The organism is Bacillus ndiopicus, assembly GCF_000612805.1.
GTDB lineage: Bacteria > Bacillota > Bacilli > Bacillales_A > Planococcaceae > Metasolibacillus > Metasolibacillus ndiopicus.
Genome location: NZ_HG964403.1, coordinates 804,856 through 824,197, shown reverse-complemented (window position 1 = coordinate 824,197; position 19,342 = coordinate 804,856). Strand labels below are relative to the sequence as shown.

Below are 19,342 nucleotides of genomic sequence, written 5' to 3'. Positions count from 1 at the left end.
AAAGTATTTTAAAATCTATTTTCTCTTAATATCATTAAAAGCGTAATGATAAACAGCTTAGACCACCGTCATGCTTACGAAACTCTGACATATTTAATTCAATTGTTTGATAACCTAATTCTATTAACTTACGATTTGTTTCTGGATAACCTGCTGGGATAATAACGTAATCATTTACTTGAATACAGTTTGCTGAGTACTCATCCTCTTTTGGAATAATAATTTTGTCATAAGAAGCAAAGGCAGGATGGTCGACAAACTCTCCAGCAAGCACCATACGATTTTCCCCAACGTAGGCAATTCCAGTTTTTAAATGGAAAAATTCTTTTAATGGGATAATCGTTGCTTCGTAGCCTACCTTTTCAACAATTTCTTTAAATTGGCGTGCACCTTCTTCATTTGTACGATCCGAAATACCTACGTAAAACTTTTTCTCTGCTTGCAATACATCCCCACCATCAAGTGTACCAGGGGCTTTAATATAATAAATTTTGTCGTAAAACTGTTGAATTGCTGGCTCCATCGCCTCAATTTCACGATTGCGTGCCTCTGCGCCAGGATTTGAAATAATAGCAAACTCAGACGTTAAGACAGCCGTATCTTCAACAAATGTGGAGTCTGGGAATGCCTCATCAGCCGCTAGTTGTGTCACTTCTACACCACATTTTTTTAATGCCTCTACATATTGTGCATGCTGCTCAAATAATTTTTCTAATATCGGTTTTCCTAAATCACTCGTTGTTAAGCCATTAACAAAACTATTTCCTGGGTTTTTCACAATCACATTTTTAAACATTATTATTCTTCTCCTTTTTATTACAATAGTTATTTACCCCGCATCAGCAGGTAAAAGCTCCAATTTATCCTCTAATTACTGGACAGGTTAAGCATGTTGGTCCCCCTGTCCCTTTGACCGTAATTTCATCACCTTTATATTCATAGACAGTTGCACCTGCATCTACTAATTGCTGTTTTGTAATTGGATTACCACTAGGTATGACGCATACCCTCGGTGCTAGTGCTAGCACATTGCAACCTAGTGCATCATATTCTTCTTTTGGTACCTCAATTAATTGAATCCCTCGTGCTAATAACAATTGGCGGAAAAAGACTGGCATTAACCGTGAATGTACAACTGCTAAATCTTTATCCACCATGCTAATAAAGGACATCAAGTGCAGGCACTCTGCTTCTCCTAAATCATGTGGGAGCTGTACAACGATAAATTCATCTACCATATCAGCCGTTATTTCCTTTAATTGACGGATGGCCTCATCATTTGTCCGATAGCCTCGTCCCACCGCTAATGTGCGGTCATCTAACCAAACGATATCCCCTCCATCCGATACTGCTTCGCCTGTTAGTTCACCAATAATCGCTATATTTTTAGCTCTTAAAAATTCTTTATAAACGATTGCTTCTGGCTGTCTTAATTTTTTACCAGACTTTAAAATAATTGCCCCCTTTGGCGTGAACTTTACTGGATCATGTGCATAAAGAGAATCCAAACCAACAGATTCAGACTTTGGCAAATAATCAATATGCTCAACATGCTTTTCTAAAACAGCTATGAAATGAGCATATTCTTCAACAGCCTCAGCATAATTTGGCTCCGCTAAATAATTAAATGTTTGCCACTCTGCGTGTAGATGATTTTGATTTTGAAATGCATCTTTTGGATGTTTCACAATCACATGCTTCAATGGCGCATACATAGATGAACAATAATACATTACACCACTCCTTTTTCCGTTAAACGGAAACGATTTCCGCGTACAGGAAAGTTTATATAAAAAATATATGCGTTCCACAACAAAATGTCAATATATTCAGAAATTTTTTTGGAGTGTTGTCGAAAACTACTATTCTAAAACTAGACGCGTATTCAAAATCACAATAGAATAGACATAGAAGAGGTGACACATTTATGCAATTATTAGAACGAGCAATGACTATTACAAAAATTTTAGCTTCTAAAGCAAATGAAAATGGTATATCCATTTCGGAGCTATCCACAAAATGTGATCTACCATTAAGTACATTACATAGAATTTTACAAGCAATGATTAAACAAGGTATGGTCGTGCAAGATAGTCAAACAAAGCATTATCATCTTGGATCAATTTGGATGGAAATTGGTTTGCAAGTGTATGATTCAATGGATTACATAAGCAAAATCAGAGTTGAATTAGAGCAACTAGCTCGATTAGTAGGGGAAAGTGTTTATTTGAATAAACCTGCCGACTTAGACACAATTATTATTGAGAGAATTGATAATCCTTCCAATCCTATTCGAATTTATGATCAATTAGGTATTCGTGTCCCAATGAACATCGGTGCAGCAAATAAAGCCATTCTTGCCGCAATGTCACCAGATCGTGCTAGAGAAATTTTACAGCAACTTGTTTCTGGTGAAGAGATAGAACAAATTGAGGCTCAGCTTGAACAAATTAGGGCTCAGGGCTTTGCCATAAGTCATGGGGAGCGTACAGTAGGAACTTCTGCTATAGCTGTAGCCATTTTTAATGGTTTTGGTGAAATTGTTGGAGCTATCAGTATTGGCTTCGTCAGCTTCAATGTATCTACAGAAAGAATTGAGCTGCTAACAAAACAACTAATCGCAACAGGACAACAAGTTTCCATGAAGCTAGGTTACCGTGGAAACTAATCCATTAACTTGAGTTCAGATTTTTCGCGTCTTCGCTAGGAATTTCTTAAAAATCTGTGACATCTGATAGACACTTTAGGATGGCACAATGTTGATTGCTCAGTCGATTGAACACCCTATTCAATTATGCTTAAACTACTGTAAAGGTTTTTTTCTTGAAAGGTTGTTGAAAAATTGTTGCACTCGCTTGGAGTCTATGTTAAATTAATATGGTATGTGAAATATCGAACTGAAATATATTGCTTTCAGATTCAACTGTAGGGAGGGAATTTACATGCCAAAACAATGTGTTATCACTGGCCGTAAAGCTCGTACAGGCAACAACCGTTCACACGCAATGAACGCTAACAAACGTACTTGGGGTGCTAACCTTCAAAAGGTTCGTATCTTAGTTGACGGTAAGCCAAAGCGCGTATGGGTTTCTGCTCGTGCATTAAAATCAGGTAAAATTGAGCGCGTGTAATCGCGATAAAAAACATCGACCATTAATATGGTCGATGTTTTTTGTTTTATTGATTGGAAATTTTTATACTAATAATATGGAAATAAAGGAACAAGAAATTCTATTTGATGTGCACTATTAAAAGAACGTACATTCTCTTTCGGATACAAATCTAAATTTTTCTGCGAATTTCACAAATTATCTACGGTTTTTTAATTTATTTTAGTTTTTTCATCTCCTTAGCTATTTTTAACTTTATAAAATGCGAAAGGGCTAGAGGAAAAGACAGATATAAATCTGCTTTCCCTCTAGCCCTTTAATTTTTCTTCTCTCTCTTAAATAATCTTATACATGCACGTGTCATTGAGCTAACAAACTTTGGTAATTGAAATGTGTATACTTTCACAGTCGCTCCCCCTTAATCGGCACTTCTTATCACTAAACATATGCCAGATGTAAAGGTAATATGCGCTTGTTCTATAATCTCATTACTTGTAAAGCGCGATGACCATAGGCTAATTTCTTCGTTTGTCGTTTCATATTTCACGCCACGTAGCGTTATATTTCGTACTGTTTCGCCGTAAGCAAAAAACGATAAGTATTGGTAACTTTTATCTTCTTGAATTTTGTGCGTGCCTGGCATCAAAAAGCGCATTTGATTATGACGATTTCTAATCTCGAACACAATATTTGGATGCTCTTGCTGTAAACCACACACCGTTCGTAACACAGCCTCGTAATGATCTAAGCGACCGCCTGTAACACCTGTTAACACAACTTTCTCTGGTTTATAGGAAATAGCTTTTAACAGTGCTAAATCAGTATCAGTTTCATCCTTTTCAGCCGCGTACATTTCCATTGGTATATTTGCTTGTGCTAGTTTTTGACGCTCACTGGCTGTGAGAGAGTCTAAATCTCCAACAATTGCTGCTGGTCGAACTCCTCGTTCTAATAGACGATAGGCTCCTCGGTCAGCACCAATAAAAATAACATCCTCTTTCTTCATAAAAGGCTCAAATGAACAAAGCTCCTCGCTTGGCCCACCTGAACAAATTACGACAATCATCGTACATATGCCGCTTCACCAGCTGCTTTAATTTGCTGTAATGCAGCTGTGCGGTCCTCTTGATTATAAATAGCAGAACCTGCCACAAAAATATTAGCGCCTGCTTGTGCACATGGAACAATTGTTTCTGCCGTAATACCACCATCGATTTCGATATCGATAGTTAAGCCGCGCTCCTTAATAATTTTTGATAGCGCAGCAATTTTAGGCACAACAGACGAAATAAATTTTTGCCCGCCAAAGCCTGGGTTTACTGTCATAAATAATACCATATCGATATCCTCTAAAACATGTTGAATTGATTCGATCGGCGTATGTGGGTTTAATACAACACCTGGCTTCACACCGTATGAACGAATTAACTGAATTGTGCGGTGCAAATGGCGGCAAGCCTCTACATGCACCGTAATATAATCTGCACCGGCTTTCGCAAATTGTTCGATATATTGGTCTGGATTTTCAATCATTAAATGTACATCAAGTGGTAGCGATGTTAAAGGGCGAATCGCATCTAAGACGATAGAGCCAAATGAAATATTCGGGACAAAATGTCCATCCATTACATCGATGTGAATAAGCTCTGCGCCAGCAGCTTCTACTTCCTTTACTTCTTGTCCTAATTTCGCGAAATTCGCAGCTAAAATAGATGGTGCAATTTTAATCATCTTCTAATACCTCGGCTTTCGTTCCATAATTTCTTGTAAAAACTGTTCATAGTGCTCATAGCGATATGGGCGAACTTCTCCTGTTTCAAGCGCTTCCTTTACAGCACATTTCGGCTCCTTTATATGCAGGCAGCCACGGAATTTACAATCTTCACTTAATCGTAAAAACTCTGGGAAACAGGCAGTTAATTCCTCTTTTTCAATCGTATCAAAATCAAAGGAGCTAAAGCCTGGGGTATCCGCTAGTAAGCCATCACCGACTTCGATTAATTCAACATGACGTGTTGTATGCTTACCTCGCCCTAAGCTTTGTGAAATTTCCCCTGTTTTTAATTGTAAATTGGGTAGTAATGTATTTAATAACGTCGATTTCCCAACGCCTGATTGCCCCGCCAAAACACTAACTTTGCCCTCTAATAATGGTTTCAATCGAGCCATCAATGCTTCATCATTTTGATACGTTGTTAATACGGTATAGCCAATTGCCTCATAATCAGCAATGATTTCTTGTAGTTTCTTTTTATCATTCTCTGATAGTAAATCCATTTTTGTTAAACAAATAACCGGCTGAATAAAAAATGATTCTAGCACAACTAAAAAACGATCTAATAGCAATGTATTAAAATCTGGCTCCTTGACAGAAAAAACCAAAATGGCTTGGTCGATATTCGCAATCGGAGGTCGTACAAGCTCATTTTTACGAGGATGAATTTTCATAACATAGCCATCTGATTCACCCTCTTTTGTATAATCGACAATATCTCCAACAAGCGGAGATTCCCCGCGGTTGCGAAAAACACCACGACCGCGGCACTGGATAAGCTCCCCGCCTTGATACACATAGTAATAGCCACTTAATGCTTTACGAATTTGGCCTTGCGCCATCAAATACCTCCTTTAATTTGGTACTCCATCATATGGAATCGATTCCTCAGCAATTTTGAATGAGTCGCGCTCAATACGGTATGCACCTGTGCTACCTTCTTCAATTGTTAGACTAATAGTATACTTCGTTGATTCAGTAATTGTTATTGTGTCGTATAAATCAAGTATTGTATGCGTTTTATCCTGAATATAAATCTTTATAGTTTGCTCAGTTGGCTCTTCTTCGCCTTCTTCGCCATCTTCATTTTCTATTGGTTCATAAGGAATATCTATCGAACGAGTCCAATATTTTACTCTTTTTTCAGGTGGTCCTTTCGAAAGCACGACGTTAATTGTACCGCCTTCCTCAATTTCCTGCCCTTCTGTCGGGCTATGAGAGATGATACTACCAGCCGGAATTGTTTCCGATGTTTTTTGCTCTACAACATTTACCTTTAATTTATTTTCATTAGCAAAATCATCGAGCAGAGCCTTTGGAGAATTGTAGAAATTTTTCATCTTTGCATGTTTTTTGCCTTGACTTACAAAAAAACGAATTGTTGTATCTTTCACAATAATATCCTTCCCAGCTTCTGGCTCTTGTCTAATAATCCTACCTACCTCTTCATCTGAGTATACTGGCTCCTCAACAACTCTTACAAAATCTCTTTTTTCTAGCATTGGAAGTACTTGTGAAATCATTTGACCTACATAATCTGACATTTTCGAAGTTTCTTCACCAAGACTTACAATTAACTTTATTTCAGTACCTTTTACCTTCAACGTGTGCGCTTTCGGATTCGTCTCAATGACTTTATCTTGATCAACAGTCTCATCATGTCGTTCTTCGGTTCCACTCACAACAAAGCCTTGCTTTTCTAATTCCCTCGTTGCTTCCTCCACCGTCATTCCGCTAACATCCTCGATTTCAATTTTTTTCGGTGTTAAGAAATAAATCGCAGCAATCGCTATTATTGCCAATAGCACAATTCCTGCTATAATCATCGGCCACTTCTTCTTTTTTGGTGGTGCAGGCTGTTGCTTAAGTGGTTCTTTTTTCACCGTTTCCATTTGCTTCGTTTCTGTTATATCTTGAATAGGCATTTTTTCATCTTTAATAATTGGTAAAATCTTTGTTGCATCATCATCTATCGGCAACGTGAATTTCGGTTCATGAGTACGCTCAGCAGATAAGCATGTTTTTAAATCATTTTCCATTTCCTCTGCACTAGCATAACGATGCTTTGGGTCTTTTGCAGTTGCCTTTAATACTACGTTCTCCACACTTTGTGGAATTGATCCATCAAAGGCACGAACGGATGGTGTTTCTGCCTGCAAATGCTTTAATGCAATAGCAACAGCAGACTCTCCTGAAAACGGCAATTCTCCTGTTAATAACTCATATAATACAATACCTAACGCATAAATATCTGACTGCTCTGTTGCTATACCACCTCGCGCTTGCTCAGGCGATAAATAGTGCACCGTACCAATAACCGAATTCGTCTGTGTATAGCTTGTCGCACTTAAAGTTGTCGCTATCCCAAAATCGGTAATCTTTACATTGCGTTCTGAATCCATCAAAATATTTTGTGGTTTAATATCGCGATGAATGATGCCATTTTCATGCGCATGGGCAATCGCTGAAGTTAACTGCTTCATAATGTGAACGCTTTTTGCAGGCGATAAAGGCGAAAACTCCTGTATGTATTGCTTTAACGTTTTGCCTTTAATGTATTCCATGACGATATAATGCATATCGCCATCTTCGCCAACATCATAAATGCTAACGATATTGGAGTGTGTAAGGCTCGTTGCGGAAAGTGCTTCACGTTGAAAGCGGCGATGTAATTCTTCTTCATTCGTGAAATCATAGCGCAAAATTTTAATCGCTACATCGCGGTTTAAAATCATATCGTGCGCTAAATAAACATTGGACATACCACCACCGCCGATTAGTTCTATAATTTTATAACGGTCACTAACTCTTTTGCCAATAATCATCCCTTACACCTCCTTATCCTTTAGCCTCAACAGGATAAGCGAAATATTATCCTCGCCACCTAGCTCATTTGCAAGCTGTACAAGCTTTTTCCCCTTTTCTTGTAGGGTCATTGGCAATGTAATTAATGCCGCCATTTCATGCAAGGTCAGCTTATCGCTTAAACCATCCGAGCAAATAAGTAAATAGGAATCCTCCTGCAACTCCATACTATAAAAATCCGCTTGAATTGTTAGTTCTGTTCCTAAGGCTCTTAATATAAAATTTTTCTTTGGATGATGCTGTGCCTCTTCCTCGCTAATTTCTCCATTATCAACTAGTACATTGACATAAGAATGGTCACGTGTAATAAGCTTGCCATCCTCTGTAGTGAAATGGTACACGCGACTATCGCCGATATGAGCAATCGTGCAAGTAGCACTATCAATCACAACGGCGATAAGCGTCGTTCCCATTCCTTTACAGCCTTCATGTGATAATGAATAATGATAAATGTCTTCGTTTATTTGTGATATTACATTACTTAGCCACTGCTGCCTTACCTCTTCTGTCGCTAATTCAGCAGCCTCTGCCTGTATAAATGCACGCTGCAACGCGGTAATTGCCATTTCACTCGCTATATCTCCCGCATTATGCCCGCCCATACCGTCAGCTAATACCGCTAGCTTATACTTGTCTGGACGTTCACAAAAAGCTACTCGATCTTCATTTTCTGAACGCTTTAAGCCAACATCACTTTCAACTGTAAAGTCCACATTATCCACCTACTTTGTTTCTTGTGCTCGCTCCTTTGCTCGCAGCTGTCCACATGCCGCATCAATATCCGAGCCATGTTCGCGACGAATTGTCACATTGATTCCATGCTTTTTTAATGTTTTTTCAAATTCAAAAATTTGATTGCGTGGCGTTCTTACATAATTTCGCTCTGGGACATAGTTTACCGGGATTAAATTGACATGACATTTGATCCCTTTAATTAATTTTGCAAGCTCCTCTGCATGTTCAACTGAATCGTTTTCTCCACCAAATAAGCCGTACTCAAAGCTAACACGACGTCCCGTTTTCTTCGTATAATAACGAATTGACTCCATTAATTGTTCCAGCTTGTAGGCACGCGCAATTGGCATCAGCTTTTGACGCAACTCTTGATTCGGTGCATGTAGAGAAAGTGCGAAATTGATTTGTAGCTGCTCATCCGCAAAATCATAAATTTTTGGTACGATACCTGAAGTTGATACAGTAATATGGCGAGCCCCAATATTCAATCCTTTTTCATCATTAATCACTTTTAAGAAGTTCATCATTGCATCATAATTATCAAACGGCTCGCCGATTCCCATAATAACAATATGGCTAACACGCTCATCTACCTCATCCAAGGCCTGTTGTACTTTAACAACTTGCTCCACAATTTCTCCTGCAAGCAGATGGCGTTTTAATCCACCTAGAGTAGAGGCACAGAATGTACAACCGATGCGACAGCCCACTTGTGTAGTTACACAAACAGAATTACCATACTCGTGACGCATTAATACCGTTTCAATAGAATAACCATCTTGCAGTTGGAATAAAAATTTGATTGTTCCATCTTTGGATTCTTGCTGAATAATTGTCGATAGTGTCGTTAATGCAAAATGGGCACTTAATTTCTCACGTAATGCTTTTGACAAGTTCGACATTTCCTCGAAAGTTTTCACACGCTTATGGTATAACCAATCAAAAATTTGTCCTGCACGAAATGCTTTTTCGCCATTTTCCACTAACCAGTTTTGCAATTCATCAGGTCGTAATGAATAAATCGATTCTTTTAATTGTGGCTTCTCTTTTTTCTCACGGCGTACGGGTTTATCTTCTGCTTCCTCGACTAAGTCTAAAATACGTTCATCGAATTTATTTTGGTCCATAAAATTTATTTTGTCTCCTTTTTTACGAATGCAGCGACGAAGAAGCCGTCACTGTCCATATGTTGTGGGAATACTTGAAGCATTCCATTATGCTGCTCTGAGCTAAGCTGTTTTGGTAAATTTTCTAGTGTAACAGCTTCCATATTCAGATGCTCTTTTAAAAATGCTTGTACTGTTCCTTCATTTTCTTCTTTGTTAATTGTACATGTGCTATAAACTAATCGCCCGTTCGGCTTTAAAAGCTCTACAGCATTCGCTAAAATTGCGAGCTGTATCGTTTGTAAATTAGCGAAATCCTCAATGCTTTTTGTATATTTAATATCTGGCTTGCGGCGCATAACCCCTAGCCCTGAGCATGGTGCATCGACTAAAATTGCATCGAAGCTTTCCTTTTGTAAAGTATTCGCAGCTTTGCGTCCATCTAACGGTGCTGTTTGCACAATATCAATACCAAGACGCCCTGTATTTTCATCGATAAGCTCTAGCTTATGTGGATGCAAATCTAAGGCAAGGATTGTCCCTTCATTTTGCATTTTTTCTGCTAAATGCGTCGTTTTACCACCTGGTGCTGCACACATATCTAATACGCGCATACCTGGCTGTGGATTCAAGACATTTGCTGGTAGCATGGAACTTTCATCTTGAATTGTAATAAGCCCTTGTTTGAAAGCAGTTGTACGCGCTGCTTGCCCACCTGTAATTGTCAAACATTCAGGTAAAAACGAGCTTTGCTGCACTGTCATTCCTTCTTGCTCTAATGCAGTAATAGCTTCTGCGAGTGTAGCCTTAAGCGTATTGACACGCACCGTTTGCTTTGCTGGTAAGTTATTATATGCTAGCATCTCTGCTGTTTTTTCCATACCATATGTTGTCACATAGCGCTCTACTAGCCACTGTGGATGACTTGTTGCAATTGCTAAACGTTCCGTCTCATCTTTTATATCATCTGTGGAACGCACGCCTTGACGTAAAATAGAACGTAGAACGCCATTAACCATTGAGGCAATCCCTTTATGTCCACGCTTCTTTGCAATTTCTACCGCCTCATTAACTGCCGCATGTGGTGGAATACGCGTTAAATAGTGGATTTGGAATAGTGATAATCGAAGCAGCCATTGCACCCATGCATCCACTTTCCCACGCAAAAACGGTGTTAAATAATAATCCAATGTTAATTTATGCTGTAAAGTACCATACGTAATCTCAGTTAATAACGCGCGGTCCTTGGCTTCTATTTTATATTTCTCAATTGTTTGATGTAGTAATAGGTTACTATAAGCTTGGTTTTTATCGACCGCTAATAAAATACTTAATGCTGCATCCCTTACATTACCATTCCAAATTTGCTGCTTTTTCTTCGTCATTCAAAACGATCTCCAATCTGCAATTTCGCCCCTGTACCACGCAAATATTCCTCTGCACTTAATCGTTTTTTGCCCGCAGGCTGCAAATCATAAATTGCGATAGATTCACCCTCACCAGTTGCAATCTCAAAGTAATCCTTTGCTATATGCACAACCTCACCTGGTGCCGAATTATGTTTTGTAGCGCCCATTTGTGCCCACCAAATTTTCACATTGCTATCTTCAAACGTTGTGTAGGCAACTGGCCACGGATGTAAGCCGCGCACTTGGTTGTAAATCGTACGAGCGTTTTGCTGCCAATCGATACGTTCTTGCTCACGGCTAATATTATGCGCATATGTCACCTTTGTTTCATCTTGAGCTGTACGACTATTTGTACCGTCAATAATTGAAGGCAATGTTTCCTTAAGTAAATCACGCCCAACAATACTTAGTTTGTCAAATAAGCTTCCTGTATGGTCAGTTTCCTCAATCGGAATCGACTGTTGACTAATCATATCGCCCGCATCAAGCTTTTCAACCATATACATAATCGTTACACCAGCAAACTTTTGTCCATCAATAATCGCTTGATGAATAGGCGCTCCACCGCGATATGCAGGTAACAATGAAGCATGTACATTAATGCAGCCTAGTTGCGGTGCATCAAGCAGTACTTTCGGTAAAATTTGACCGAATGCAGCCGTTACAACTAGATCTGGTTCTAAGGCTAAAATTTGCTCTAACTCCTGTGAGCCACGTAGCCTTTCTGGCTGAATAATTGGTAAGCCTAAGCGCAGCGCCTCTTCTTTCACAGGGGGTGGCGTTAACACTTTTTTACGACCAACTGGACGATCAGGCTGTGTAACAACAGCTAGTATATTATGGCCTTCTTCATGTAGCATACGCAAAATCGGTACAGAAAAGGCAGGTGTCCCCATAAAAACAATTGATGTCATGTTATTCCTCCTCGTCCTCTTCTGCGTACATTTCTTCCAATTCTTCCTCTGTTAATATACGCGTAATTTTCGAATCAAATAAAATGCCATCTAAATGGTCAATCTCATGTAAAATAGCGCGCGCCTCAAAATCCTCTGCCTCTAGCTCATAAATGCGTCCTTCACGGTCAGCAGCTTCAATTTTTACATAGGTAGGACGCTTCACCATACCGAATAATTGGGGGAAACTTAAGCAGCCTTCCACATCTTCCTCTTCCCCTTTCGTTTCTAAAACAATTGGGTTAATCATTTCTAAAATATCTTCGCCTAATTCAACGATAGCTACACGTAAGCCAACATTAATTTGCGGTGCGGCAATACCAACGCCATCATATTCCACCATCGTGTCATATAAATCATCTAGCAGCTCGATGATTTCTTCGTTAATTACATCGACTTCCTTTGTTGGAGTCGTTAAAATTGCTGCTGGGCTTTTTACTACTTCTTTTATAGCCATAAGTTTAATTCCTTCTTTCTAGATGACAGATGGATCAAGGTCTACAATAAGCTGTATCCCCTTCTTGCTCCAGTCTGTACGATATATTTTAATCAATTGCAATAATGTATCAATCAAGTTCGGTTCTATTTTGTATTTTATCAAACATTGATAGCGATATCTATTATGGAGGCGGCTAATACTAGCAGTTGTAGGGCCAATAATGTCCACATTAAATGATAAATTGGAGCGCAAATAATCCGCTACGCGTCCAGCATACTCTGCCGCCATGATAACATCCTCATGTGATACTTGGACGAGCGCCAAATAATAGTATGGCGGGTAGCCTGCTTGATGCCTCGCATGCATTTCACGTGTATAAAACGGCTCATATTGTTGTTCCTTTGCCAGCTCAATTGCATAATGCTCAGGTGTGTACGTTTGGACAATGACTTCACCAGGCAAATGATGACGGCCAGCTCGCCCGCTTACTTGCGTTAATAGCTGGAATGTGCGCTCACTCGCTCGATAATCAGGTAAATGCAAGGACGTGTCCGCACTTAATACACCAACTAGTGTTATATTCGGGAAATCCAGCCCCTTTGCAATCATTTGTGTACCGAGTAAAATATTTGCCTGCCCGCTTCCAAACACTTCTAACAGTTGCTCATGTGCTCCTTTATGCGATGTTGTATCAACATCCATACGTACAATTTTCGCCTCTGGAAAGAGCTTATAAATTTCCTCTTCTACTTTTTGCGTTCCTGTTCCGAAAAAGCGAATATGCTCACTTTGACACTGTGGACAGCTTTGCGGCACATATTCATCATAGCCGCAATAATGACATTTTAATTTTTCATTATAGCGGTGATATGTTAAGGAAATATCACAGTTTGGACATTGTACAACGGTTCCGCAATCTCGACATAAAACGAAGCTCGAATAGCCGCGACGGTTTAAAAATAAAACGATTTGTTCCTGGCGAGTTAACCTATCACGCATCGCCTCAATTAAGCTTGTCGAAAACATGGAGCGATTTCCCAATTTAAGCTCCTCGCGCATATCAACAACTTCAACGCTTGGTAAGGTTTGCTGCTTGGCGCGCTGCTTAAGCGTTAACAATGTGTAAACATTTTTTTTCGCACGCGCAAAGGATTCAAGCGCTGGTGTAGCACTCCCTAAAATAACAGGGCAATGATGAAATGCACTGCGCCAAATTGCTACATCGCGAGCATGATAGCGAGGTGTATCTTCCTGCTTGTACGTTGATTCGTGCTCTTCATCCAAAATAATTAATCCAACATTTTGGAACGGAGCAAAAATCGCAGAACGTGCACCTACGACAACCTTCACTTTCCCTTGCTGAATTTTACGCCATTCATCATATTTCTCACCGACAGACAAACCGCTATGTAGTACTGCTACTAGCTCACCAAAACGTGAGCGAAAGCGCTCCGTCATTTGGGGTGTAAGGGAGATTTCAGGTACAAGCATAATCGCCTCTTTCCCTTCTCCTAGCGCATGCTGAATCGCCTGCAAATAAACCTCGGTTTTACCACTACCTGTTACACCATGTAATAGAAAAGTTTCATTGCGAAGAGCCTCCATAGCGTTCGTTATGGCGCTTAATGCGTACTGTTGTTCATCTGTTAAATGTAGCGCTGTTGTTAGCTCTACATCCTTTGTAAAAGGGTCTCGGTACACTTCCTCTTGAATAAATTGTGCCGCACCACTTTCAATAAGTGCCTGTAAAACGCTTGCTGTCACACCTACTTGTTCATAAATAGCATCAGGTGAATAAATTTCACCACTATGTGCTTGCATCCACTGTGCCAATTGAATTTGCTTCTTTGCTCGCTTTGATAGCTGCTGTTCAATCGTAGCTAAATAAGTGGCATCTGCATGAATTTGCACTTTACGAACCTCTTTAATATTGCCTTGCTGCTTCACTTCGTTTTCAATGTAGACATGCTGTTGGATGATTGCTTTCTTAAGCTCCTTTAATAGCTCCAGCTTTTCGAATTGCTTGAAATTTGCTTTTTTTGACTTTTGAAAAACAGCGGCTATTGATGGCTCTAGCTCCTCTAATGCCACTTGTAAATACACCATTTTTTCATACTTTGCTCGTAAAGCGGAGGGCAACATTACTTGCAGTGCATCAATTTCATAACAAATTGTCTCTTTTTTTAGCCATTGTGCTAATGTAAGCATTTCTTCTGTTAATACAGGCTCCATATCTAAAACTTGTGCAATCGGCTTTATTTTATCAAGTGGTACATCTGTTTCACTCGCAAGCTCTACGACGAAACCTAGCACATTACGCGGCCCAAATGGCACCTTGACACGACAGCCGCATTCAATTAAATCATGCCAATCAGCTGGCACAATGTAGTCGAACGGACGATCAACAGGGTATGCCGCCACATCTACAATTACTTTCGCGATGCGTGTCATTGCTGCTCTTCTCTTTCCTTTTGCTTAGCAAAATGCTCAAGCACAAGCGCCGTTATTTTTTCTGGCTCCTCTAAGCGCCCTTTACCAATATAGCCACACGCTAAAAACCCTTCTGAAGGCTCAATAAAATGACAGCCATCTTCATGTAGTTGCTGAATATTTCGTTTAACAGCTGGATGATCATACATATGGACATTCATTGCTGGTGCAATCCACACGGGAGCCGTTGTTGCTAGCAGCGTTGTTGTAACCATATTATCGGCAATGCCGTTCGCTAGCTTGCCAATAACATTTGCAGTTGCAGGAGCGACAATAACAAGATCTGCCCAATCTGCCAAATCAATATGGGCAATAACACTTGAATCCTTTTCATCAAATGTATCAAAAAAAACATCATTTTTAGACATTACTTGGAAACTTAATGGATTAACAAACTGTCTTGCAGATGTGGTCATGATTACTTTTACATTCATCCCCGCCTGCGATAGCTTACTTACGAGTGCCACAGCTTTATAAACAGCAATTCCACCTGTCACACATAATAAAATATTCTTTTTGCTCATTGATTTATCACCCTTTCAAACGATAAGCTCCCAAAGAATATTTCCTCGGGAGCTAATTCATCAGTCTTTAAGTCGTTTAAATTTCATCCTCGTAAACAGTCGAAGCATCTTGTGCCTCTTTGCGTAAAACGCCTGCCGCTACTTCCTCTAAAGCACGTCCTACTGGCTTATACGATACGTACTTACCAAGCTTTTCGCCACCTTGCTCTTGCATTTGACGAGCACGCTTAGAAGCTAAGCTCACAAGTGAATATTTTGAATCGATTTCTTTTTTTAATGTATCTACTGATGGGTATAACATAGATTATTCTCCTCTCAACATTGACAAATATATTTTTTCGACGCGCTCACGTCGACAATGTTCTGCTTTAATAATAGCATTAATTTTTTCACATGCATTTTGAACTTCATCATTTTCTACAACATAATCATAAAGGCTCATCATTTCAAGCTCTTCACGTGCCGTAGCAATGCGCTTTGCAATAATATCCTCTGTTTCTGTTCCTCGACCAACTAAACGATCCTTCAATTCAGAAAGACTCGGTGGCGCTAAAAAGATGAAGAGCGCATCTGGTGCTTTCGCGCGAATTTGTGCTGCACCTTGTACTTCAATTTCTAAAAATACATCTCGCCCTGCGTCAAGTGTATCATTTACGTAGGCAAGCGGTGTACCATAGTAATTCCCTACAAACTCTGCATGTTCCAATAAGCCACCTTGCTCAATTAAACCTTCGAATTCCTCACGCGTTTTAAAGAAATAGTCTACACCATCTACTTCTCCTTCGCGAGGCTGACGTGTCGTCATGGAAATCGAATATTCATAATTTGTATTCGCCTGTGAAAATAGCTCTTTACGAACCGTCCCTTTTCCGACACCAGATGGGCCAGATAATACGATTAATAAGCCGCGTTGTTTTCTCATTGATTATTAAATCTCCCTTTAGCTATTCAATATTTTGAACTTGCTCACGCATTTTCTCTAAAATGGCCTTCGCTTGTACGACCGCTATCGAGCTTTCTGAGGATTGATTTTTTGAGCCAATTGTATTAATTTCGCGGTGCATTTCCTGCATCAAGAAATCCAGCTTACGCCCAATAGCACCTTGCTCTTTCAATGTTTCTTCTAGCTGTCCAAAATGACTATCAAGACGGTCCAGCTCCTCCGTAATATCTACACGCTCTGCGAATAATGCCACTTCCATTAACAAACGTTCCTCTAGTAGCTGTCCACTAGCAATTTCTTCAATGCGCGTTTTTAACCGCTCACGATATTTTCTCACCGCGTCCGAAGACGTGCCGCGAATCTCTGCTATTTGCTGTTGCAATTGTTCTTTATATTGTAACATAACTAGCTTCAACTCTTGCCCTTCACGCTCACGCATTTGCACTAAATTTTCAATTGCTTCTTGCATCGCTCGCTCTACAGAAGCCAATAAGTCATCTTGCACTGCATCCTGCTTTTCTACTACAAGCACTTGATCAAGCATCGCAATTTCCTGCATCGACCATTTTTCCTGCATCGCAATTTTTTGTGACAACGCTTCTTTTGCATTTATGTATGCTTCTAGTAGAGGCCAATTAATTTGTATATGCTGTTCTTCTGCTTGAAGTTCTTTCATTACAATTAATACATCTAATTTCCCACGCGAAATGGCAGTGGAAAGCATTTTCTTCGCTAGTACTTCCGCTTCCATCCATTCTTTCGGAAATTTTGCACTTATTTCTAAAAAACGATGATTCACAGCACGAACTTCAACCGTTAATTGATACGATTTCGTCGTTGTGACACCCCTGCCAAAGCCTGTCATACTACGCACCAAGGTCCGTCACACCTTCCTTTAAAATACTGCACACCATTATAACATAGGATTGGATGTTTTTTCGTACATTTTGAAGAAAAACATTCAACTAGAGCATTACAGAAGAAAAATGCTATGATAAGAGAATCAAGTAATGAACGAAAGAGGAATTAATATGGCTTTTGATGGATTATTTACACGCGCAATGGCGCAGGAATTACAGCAACTAGTAACAGGACGTATTACAAAAATTCACCAGCCAAATGCAATGGAGGTAATGCTTCATATCAGGGCAAATGGTGCAAATCATAAACTTATTATTTCAATCCACCCTTCATATGCACGGGTACATTTAACAGAGCAAACGATTGATAATCCCGCAGAACCACCAATGTTTTGCATGCTATTGCGCAAGCATTTAGAGGGGGGCTTTATTCATGCCGTTACTCAGGATGGTACAGAGCGTATTTTACATTTGGTCATTGAAAGTAAAAATGAAATTGGTGACCCAATTATGCGCAAACTGGTTATTGAAATAATGGGCAGACACAGCAATTGTTTATTAATTGATGCAGATAATGACAAAATACTCGATAGCTTGAAGCATTTACCCCCTTCATTAAATAGCTATCGTACTGTTTTGCCAGGTCAGCCTTATATCGCACCACCTGCCCAACATAAAGTAAATCCATATACAGTGACTGATGAAGAAGTGAGAAGCTTTTTTAGTGAACCGATAAACGCAAAAGAAGTTGTCACACATTTTGCAGGCTTCTCGCCGTTACATGCACAGGAATTGCTAACACGTTTAGAGCAGCATGGACCAGCAGCATTCCAACAATTTTTACAGGACTTGACGAACGCTACTAACCCTACTTATGTAGAAACGGATGGTAAAGCAGCCTTTTCACCAAGCCACTTAACACATTTAGAAGGACAAATCGCTACCTATCCAACGCTTGGTGCACTCCTTGACCGCGTCTTTTTTGCACGAGCAGAGCGTGATCGTGTGAAGCAGCAGGCAGGTGATTTGGAACGTTGGCTGAGCAATGAAGTTGATAAACTAAAGCTAAAAACTAAAAAGCTTGAAAGAGATTATGAGCAGGCTTCTAAACTTGATCAGTTGCAACTATACGGCGAATTATTAATGGCAAATATTTACCAATTCGATAAAGGGCAAGAGAGCGTTACAGTGGAAAACTACTATACTGGAGAAACGGTAACAATTTCTATTAACCCTCGTAAAACGCCAATTGATAATGCACAGCACTACTATCAACGCTATAATAAAGCAAAAAATGCACTTGTAATGATTGAGGAACAGTTAGCAAAAACACATGCGGATATCGACTATTTCGAAATGCTAGCACAACAGGTTGCACAAGCTGCCCCAAGCGATATTGAAGAAATTCGTGAGGAATTAGCTGAGCAAGGATTTTTACGCCTGCGTGCATCAAAGAAAAAGAAAAAGCCGACTAAGCCAATGCCTGAAACATTTTTATCATCAACAGGTGTTGCCATTTCTGTCGGTAAAAATAATAAGCAAAATGACTTTTTAACATTTAAACTTGCAAAGAAAAGTGATATTTGGCTACACACAAAGGATATCCCAGGCTCACACGTCGTTATTCATAGCGAATCACCTGATGAAACGACTTTGCACGAGGCTGCCATGCTAAGCGCCTATTTCAGCAAAGCGCGAGAATCTTCCTCTGTACCAGTCGACTACACTGAAATCCGCCAAGTAAAAAAACCTAACGGTTTAAAGCCTGGCTTCGTCATTTACTTTGAACAGAAAACATTGTATGTGACACCAGATGAAGAATTGGTGCTGAAACTTAAGAAAAAATAGCTTTACAAAAGACCTGCGCCTATCAAAAGGTAGCAGGCTTTTTGTTTCTAAAAAAATTTTCATTTTTCTATTTAAAAAATATTCAGAATATTGTATAATTAAAAAATATCTTATTAGGAGGTGCTGTATATGCCCTATCAATTATACTTAGATCAAGTGCAAAGCAAATACCCTTACACATACGAAGGTTCTTGCGAGAATAATGATTCTTACTTACATGAGGAACGTTGTGAAGACACATTTGACCACTTTGGCGATAATGACTTCTAAAAGAGGAGCACAAAAC

Annotated in this window: 20 protein-coding genes and 1 pseudogene; 4 read left to right on the top strand and 17 right to left on the bottom strand. The window is 39.5% G+C overall.

From position 1 onward, the window contains the following. Nucleotides 1-34: 34 nt before the first annotated feature. Entirely contained in the window at nt 35-796 is a 762-nt protein-coding gene (locus TY13_RS03690) for a dimethylarginine dimethylaminohydrolase family protein (protein ID WP_042471827.1), read from the bottom strand. A 64-nt stretch (nt 797-860) separates the two neighbouring features. After that, entirely contained in the window at nt 861-1,733 is an 873-nt protein-coding gene (locus TY13_RS03685) for a dimethylarginine dimethylaminohydrolase family protein (protein ID WP_042471824.1), read from the bottom strand. Between the two features lie 194 nt (nt 1,734-1,927). Here TY13_RS03685 and TY13_RS03680 point away from each other — a divergent pair, with 194 nt between their 5' ends. Next, entirely contained in the window at nt 1,928-2,668 is a 741-nt protein-coding gene (locus tag TY13_RS03680) for an IclR family transcriptional regulator (RefSeq protein WP_042471823.1), read from the top strand. 274 nt (nt 2,669-2,942) lie between these two features. After that, complete coding sequence (gene rpmB / locus TY13_RS03675; protein ID WP_004227417.1) at nt 2,943-3,131, top strand: 50S ribosomal protein L28; 189 nt, start codon at nt 2,943-2,945, stop codon at nt 3,129-3,131. A 295-nt stretch (nt 3,132-3,426) separates the two neighbouring features. Here rpmB and spoVM read toward each other — a convergent pair whose 3' ends face one another. The 15 genes and pseudogenes from spoVM to TY13_RS03605 form a co-directional block, all read right to left on the bottom strand. Next, complete coding sequence (gene spoVM, locus TY13_RS20530) at nt 3,427-3,516, bottom strand: stage V sporulation protein SpoVM (RefSeq protein ID WP_154661502.1); 90 nt, start codon at nt 3,514-3,516, stop codon at nt 3,427-3,429. 12 nt (nt 3,517-3,528) lie between these two features. After that, nucleotides 3,529-4,176, bottom strand: a complete 648-nt coding sequence (locus TY13_RS03670) for a thiamine diphosphokinase (protein WP_042471819.1) — start codon at nt 4,174-4,176, stop codon at nt 3,529-3,531. Then, the gene (gene rpe, locus TY13_RS03665) at nt 4,173-4,841 is read right to left on the bottom strand and encodes a ribulose-phosphate 3-epimerase (protein ID WP_042471816.1); all 669 of its coding nucleotides are present in this window, start codon (nt 4,839-4,841) and stop codon (nt 4,173-4,175) included. The genes TY13_RS03670 and rpe overlap by 4 nt, the downstream gene beginning before the upstream one ends. 3 nt (nt 4,842-4,844) lie before the next feature. Beyond that, complete coding sequence (gene rsgA, locus TY13_RS03660; RefSeq protein WP_042471812.1) at nt 4,845-5,726, bottom strand: ribosome small subunit-dependent GTPase A; 882 nt, start codon at nt 5,724-5,726, stop codon at nt 4,845-4,847. A gap of 12 nt (nt 5,727-5,738) precedes the next feature. Further along, a complete protein-coding gene (gene pknB, locus TY13_RS03655; RefSeq protein WP_042471809.1) occupies nt 5,739-7,709 on the bottom strand; it encodes a Stk1 family PASTA domain-containing Ser/Thr kinase in 1,971 nt (656 codons plus the stop codon). A gap of 3 nt (nt 7,710-7,712) precedes the next feature. Then, nucleotides 7,713-8,462, bottom strand: a complete 750-nt coding sequence (locus tag TY13_RS03650) for a Stp1/IreP family PP2C-type Ser/Thr phosphatase (RefSeq protein WP_042471806.1) — start codon at nt 8,460-8,462, stop codon at nt 7,713-7,715. Nucleotides 8,463-8,471: 9 nt separating this feature from the next. Further along, on the bottom strand, nt 8,472-9,611 hold the full coding sequence (gene rlmN, locus TY13_RS03645; protein ID WP_042471803.1) for a 23S rRNA (adenine(2503)-C(2))-methyltransferase RlmN: 1,140 nt from the start codon (nt 9,609-9,611) through the stop codon (nt 8,472-8,474). 5 nt (nt 9,612-9,616) lie between these two features. Then, entirely contained in the window at nt 9,617-10,975 is a 1,359-nt protein-coding gene (gene rsmB, locus TY13_RS03640) for a 16S rRNA (cytosine(967)-C(5))-methyltransferase RsmB (RefSeq protein WP_042471800.1), read from the bottom strand. After that, on the bottom strand, nt 10,972-11,913 hold the full coding sequence (gene fmt, locus TY13_RS03635) for a methionyl-tRNA formyltransferase (RefSeq protein WP_042471797.1): 942 nt from the start codon (nt 11,911-11,913) through the stop codon (nt 10,972-10,974). The genes rsmB and fmt overlap by 4 nt, the downstream gene beginning before the upstream one ends. 1 nt (nt 11,914) lies before the next feature. Continuing rightward, complete coding sequence (gene def, locus TY13_RS03630; protein ID WP_042471795.1) at nt 11,915-12,409, bottom strand: peptide deformylase; 495 nt, start codon at nt 12,407-12,409, stop codon at nt 11,915-11,917. 18 nt (nt 12,410-12,427) lie between these two features. After that, entirely contained in the window at nt 12,428-14,842 is a 2,415-nt protein-coding gene (gene priA, locus TY13_RS03625; RefSeq protein ID WP_042471792.1) for a primosomal protein N', read from the bottom strand. A gap of 20 nt (nt 14,843-14,862) precedes the next feature. After that, nucleotides 14,863-15,405: pseudogene (gene coaBC / locus TY13_RS03620) on the bottom strand (bifunctional phosphopantothenoylcysteine decarboxylase/phosphopantothenate--cysteine ligase CoaBC); the annotation flags it as partial. Between the two features lie 76 nt (nt 15,406-15,481). Continuing rightward, nucleotides 15,482-15,706, bottom strand: coding sequence for a DNA-directed RNA polymerase subunit omega (rpoZ, locus tag TY13_RS03615; RefSeq protein WP_042471789.1), 225 nt, complete (start codon nt 15,704-15,706; stop codon nt 15,482-15,484). Between the two features lie 3 nt (nt 15,707-15,709). Beyond that, a complete protein-coding gene (gene gmk, locus TY13_RS03610) occupies nt 15,710-16,327 on the bottom strand; it encodes a guanylate kinase (protein WP_042471786.1) in 618 nt (205 codons plus the stop codon). 22 nt (nt 16,328-16,349) lie between these two features. Next, nucleotides 16,350-17,225 carry a YicC/YloC family endoribonuclease gene (locus TY13_RS03605; protein WP_042471784.1) on the bottom strand — a complete coding sequence of 292 codons (876 nt, stop codon included), beginning with the start codon at nt 17,223-17,225 and terminating at the stop codon, nt 16,350-16,352. A 154-nt stretch (nt 17,226-17,379) separates the two neighbouring features. On the opposite strand from TY13_RS03605, the gene TY13_RS03600 reads away from it, so the two are divergent. Continuing rightward, on the top strand, nt 17,380-19,056 hold the full coding sequence (locus TY13_RS03600; protein WP_042471782.1) for an Rqc2 family fibronectin-binding protein: 1,677 nt from the start codon (nt 17,380-17,382) through the stop codon (nt 19,054-19,056). Nucleotides 19,057-19,185: 129 nt separating this feature from the next. Continuing rightward, nucleotides 19,186-19,326, top strand: coding sequence for a hypothetical protein (locus TY13_RS20525; protein WP_154661501.1), 141 nt, complete (start codon nt 19,186-19,188; stop codon nt 19,324-19,326). The last annotated feature ends 16 nt before the right edge of the window (nt 19,327-19,342 follow it).

Bases quoted from the DNA above. Each gene is read 5' to 3' on its own strand.
- TY13_RS03690 (WP_042471827.1), bottom strand. From the start codon at position 796: ATGTTTAAAAATGTGATTGTGAAAAACCCAGGAAATAGTTTTGTTAAT.
- TY13_RS03685 (WP_042471824.1), bottom strand. From the start codon at position 1,733: ATGTATTATTGTTCATCTATGTATGCGCCATTGAAGCATGTGATTGTG.
- TY13_RS03680 (WP_042471823.1), top strand. From the start codon at position 1,928: ATGCAATTATTAGAACGAGCAATGACTATTACAAAAATTTTAGCTTCT.
- rpmB (WP_004227417.1), top strand. From the start codon at position 2,943: ATGCCAAAACAATGTGTTATCACTGGCCGTAAAGCTCGTACAGGCAAC.
- TY13_RS03670 (WP_042471819.1), bottom strand. From the start codon at position 4,176: ATGATTGTCGTAATTTGTTCAGGTGGGCCAAGCGAGGAGCTTTGTTCA.
- rpe (WP_042471816.1), bottom strand. From the start codon at position 4,841: ATGATTAAAATTGCACCATCTATTTTAGCTGCGAATTTCGCGAAATTA.
- rsgA (WP_042471812.1), bottom strand. From the start codon at position 5,726: ATGGCGCAAGGCCAAATTCGTAAAGCATTAAGTGGCTATTACTATGTG.
- pknB (WP_042471809.1), bottom strand. From the start codon at position 7,709: ATGATTATTGGCAAAAGAGTTAGTGACCGTTATAAAATTATAGAACTA.
- rlmN (WP_042471803.1), bottom strand. From the start codon at position 9,611: ATGGACCAAAATAAATTCGATGAACGTATTTTAGACTTAGTCGAGGAA.
- rsmB (WP_042471800.1), bottom strand. From the start codon at position 10,975: ATGACGAAGAAAAAGCAGCAAATTTGGAATGGTAATGTAAGGGATGCA.
- fmt (WP_042471797.1), bottom strand. From the start codon at position 11,913: ATGACATCAATTGTTTTTATGGGGACACCTGCCTTTTCTGTACCGATT.
- def (WP_042471795.1), bottom strand. From the start codon at position 12,409: ATGGCTATAAAAGAAGTAGTAAAAAGCCCAGCAGCAATTTTAACGACT.
- priA (WP_042471792.1), bottom strand. From the start codon at position 14,842: ATGACACGCATCGCGAAAGTAATTGTAGATGTGGCGGCATACCCTGTT.
- rpoZ (WP_042471789.1), bottom strand. From the start codon at position 15,706: ATGTTATACCCATCAGTAGATACATTAAAAAAAGAAATCGATTCAAAA.
- gmk (WP_042471786.1), bottom strand. From the start codon at position 16,327: ATGAGAAAACAACGCGGCTTATTAATCGTATTATCTGGCCCATCTGGT.
- TY13_RS03600 (WP_042471782.1), top strand. From the start codon at position 17,380: ATGGCTTTTGATGGATTATTTACACGCGCAATGGCGCAGGAATTACAG.
- TY13_RS20525 (WP_154661501.1), top strand. From the start codon at position 19,186: ATGCCCTATCAATTATACTTAGATCAAGTGCAAAGCAAATACCCTTAC.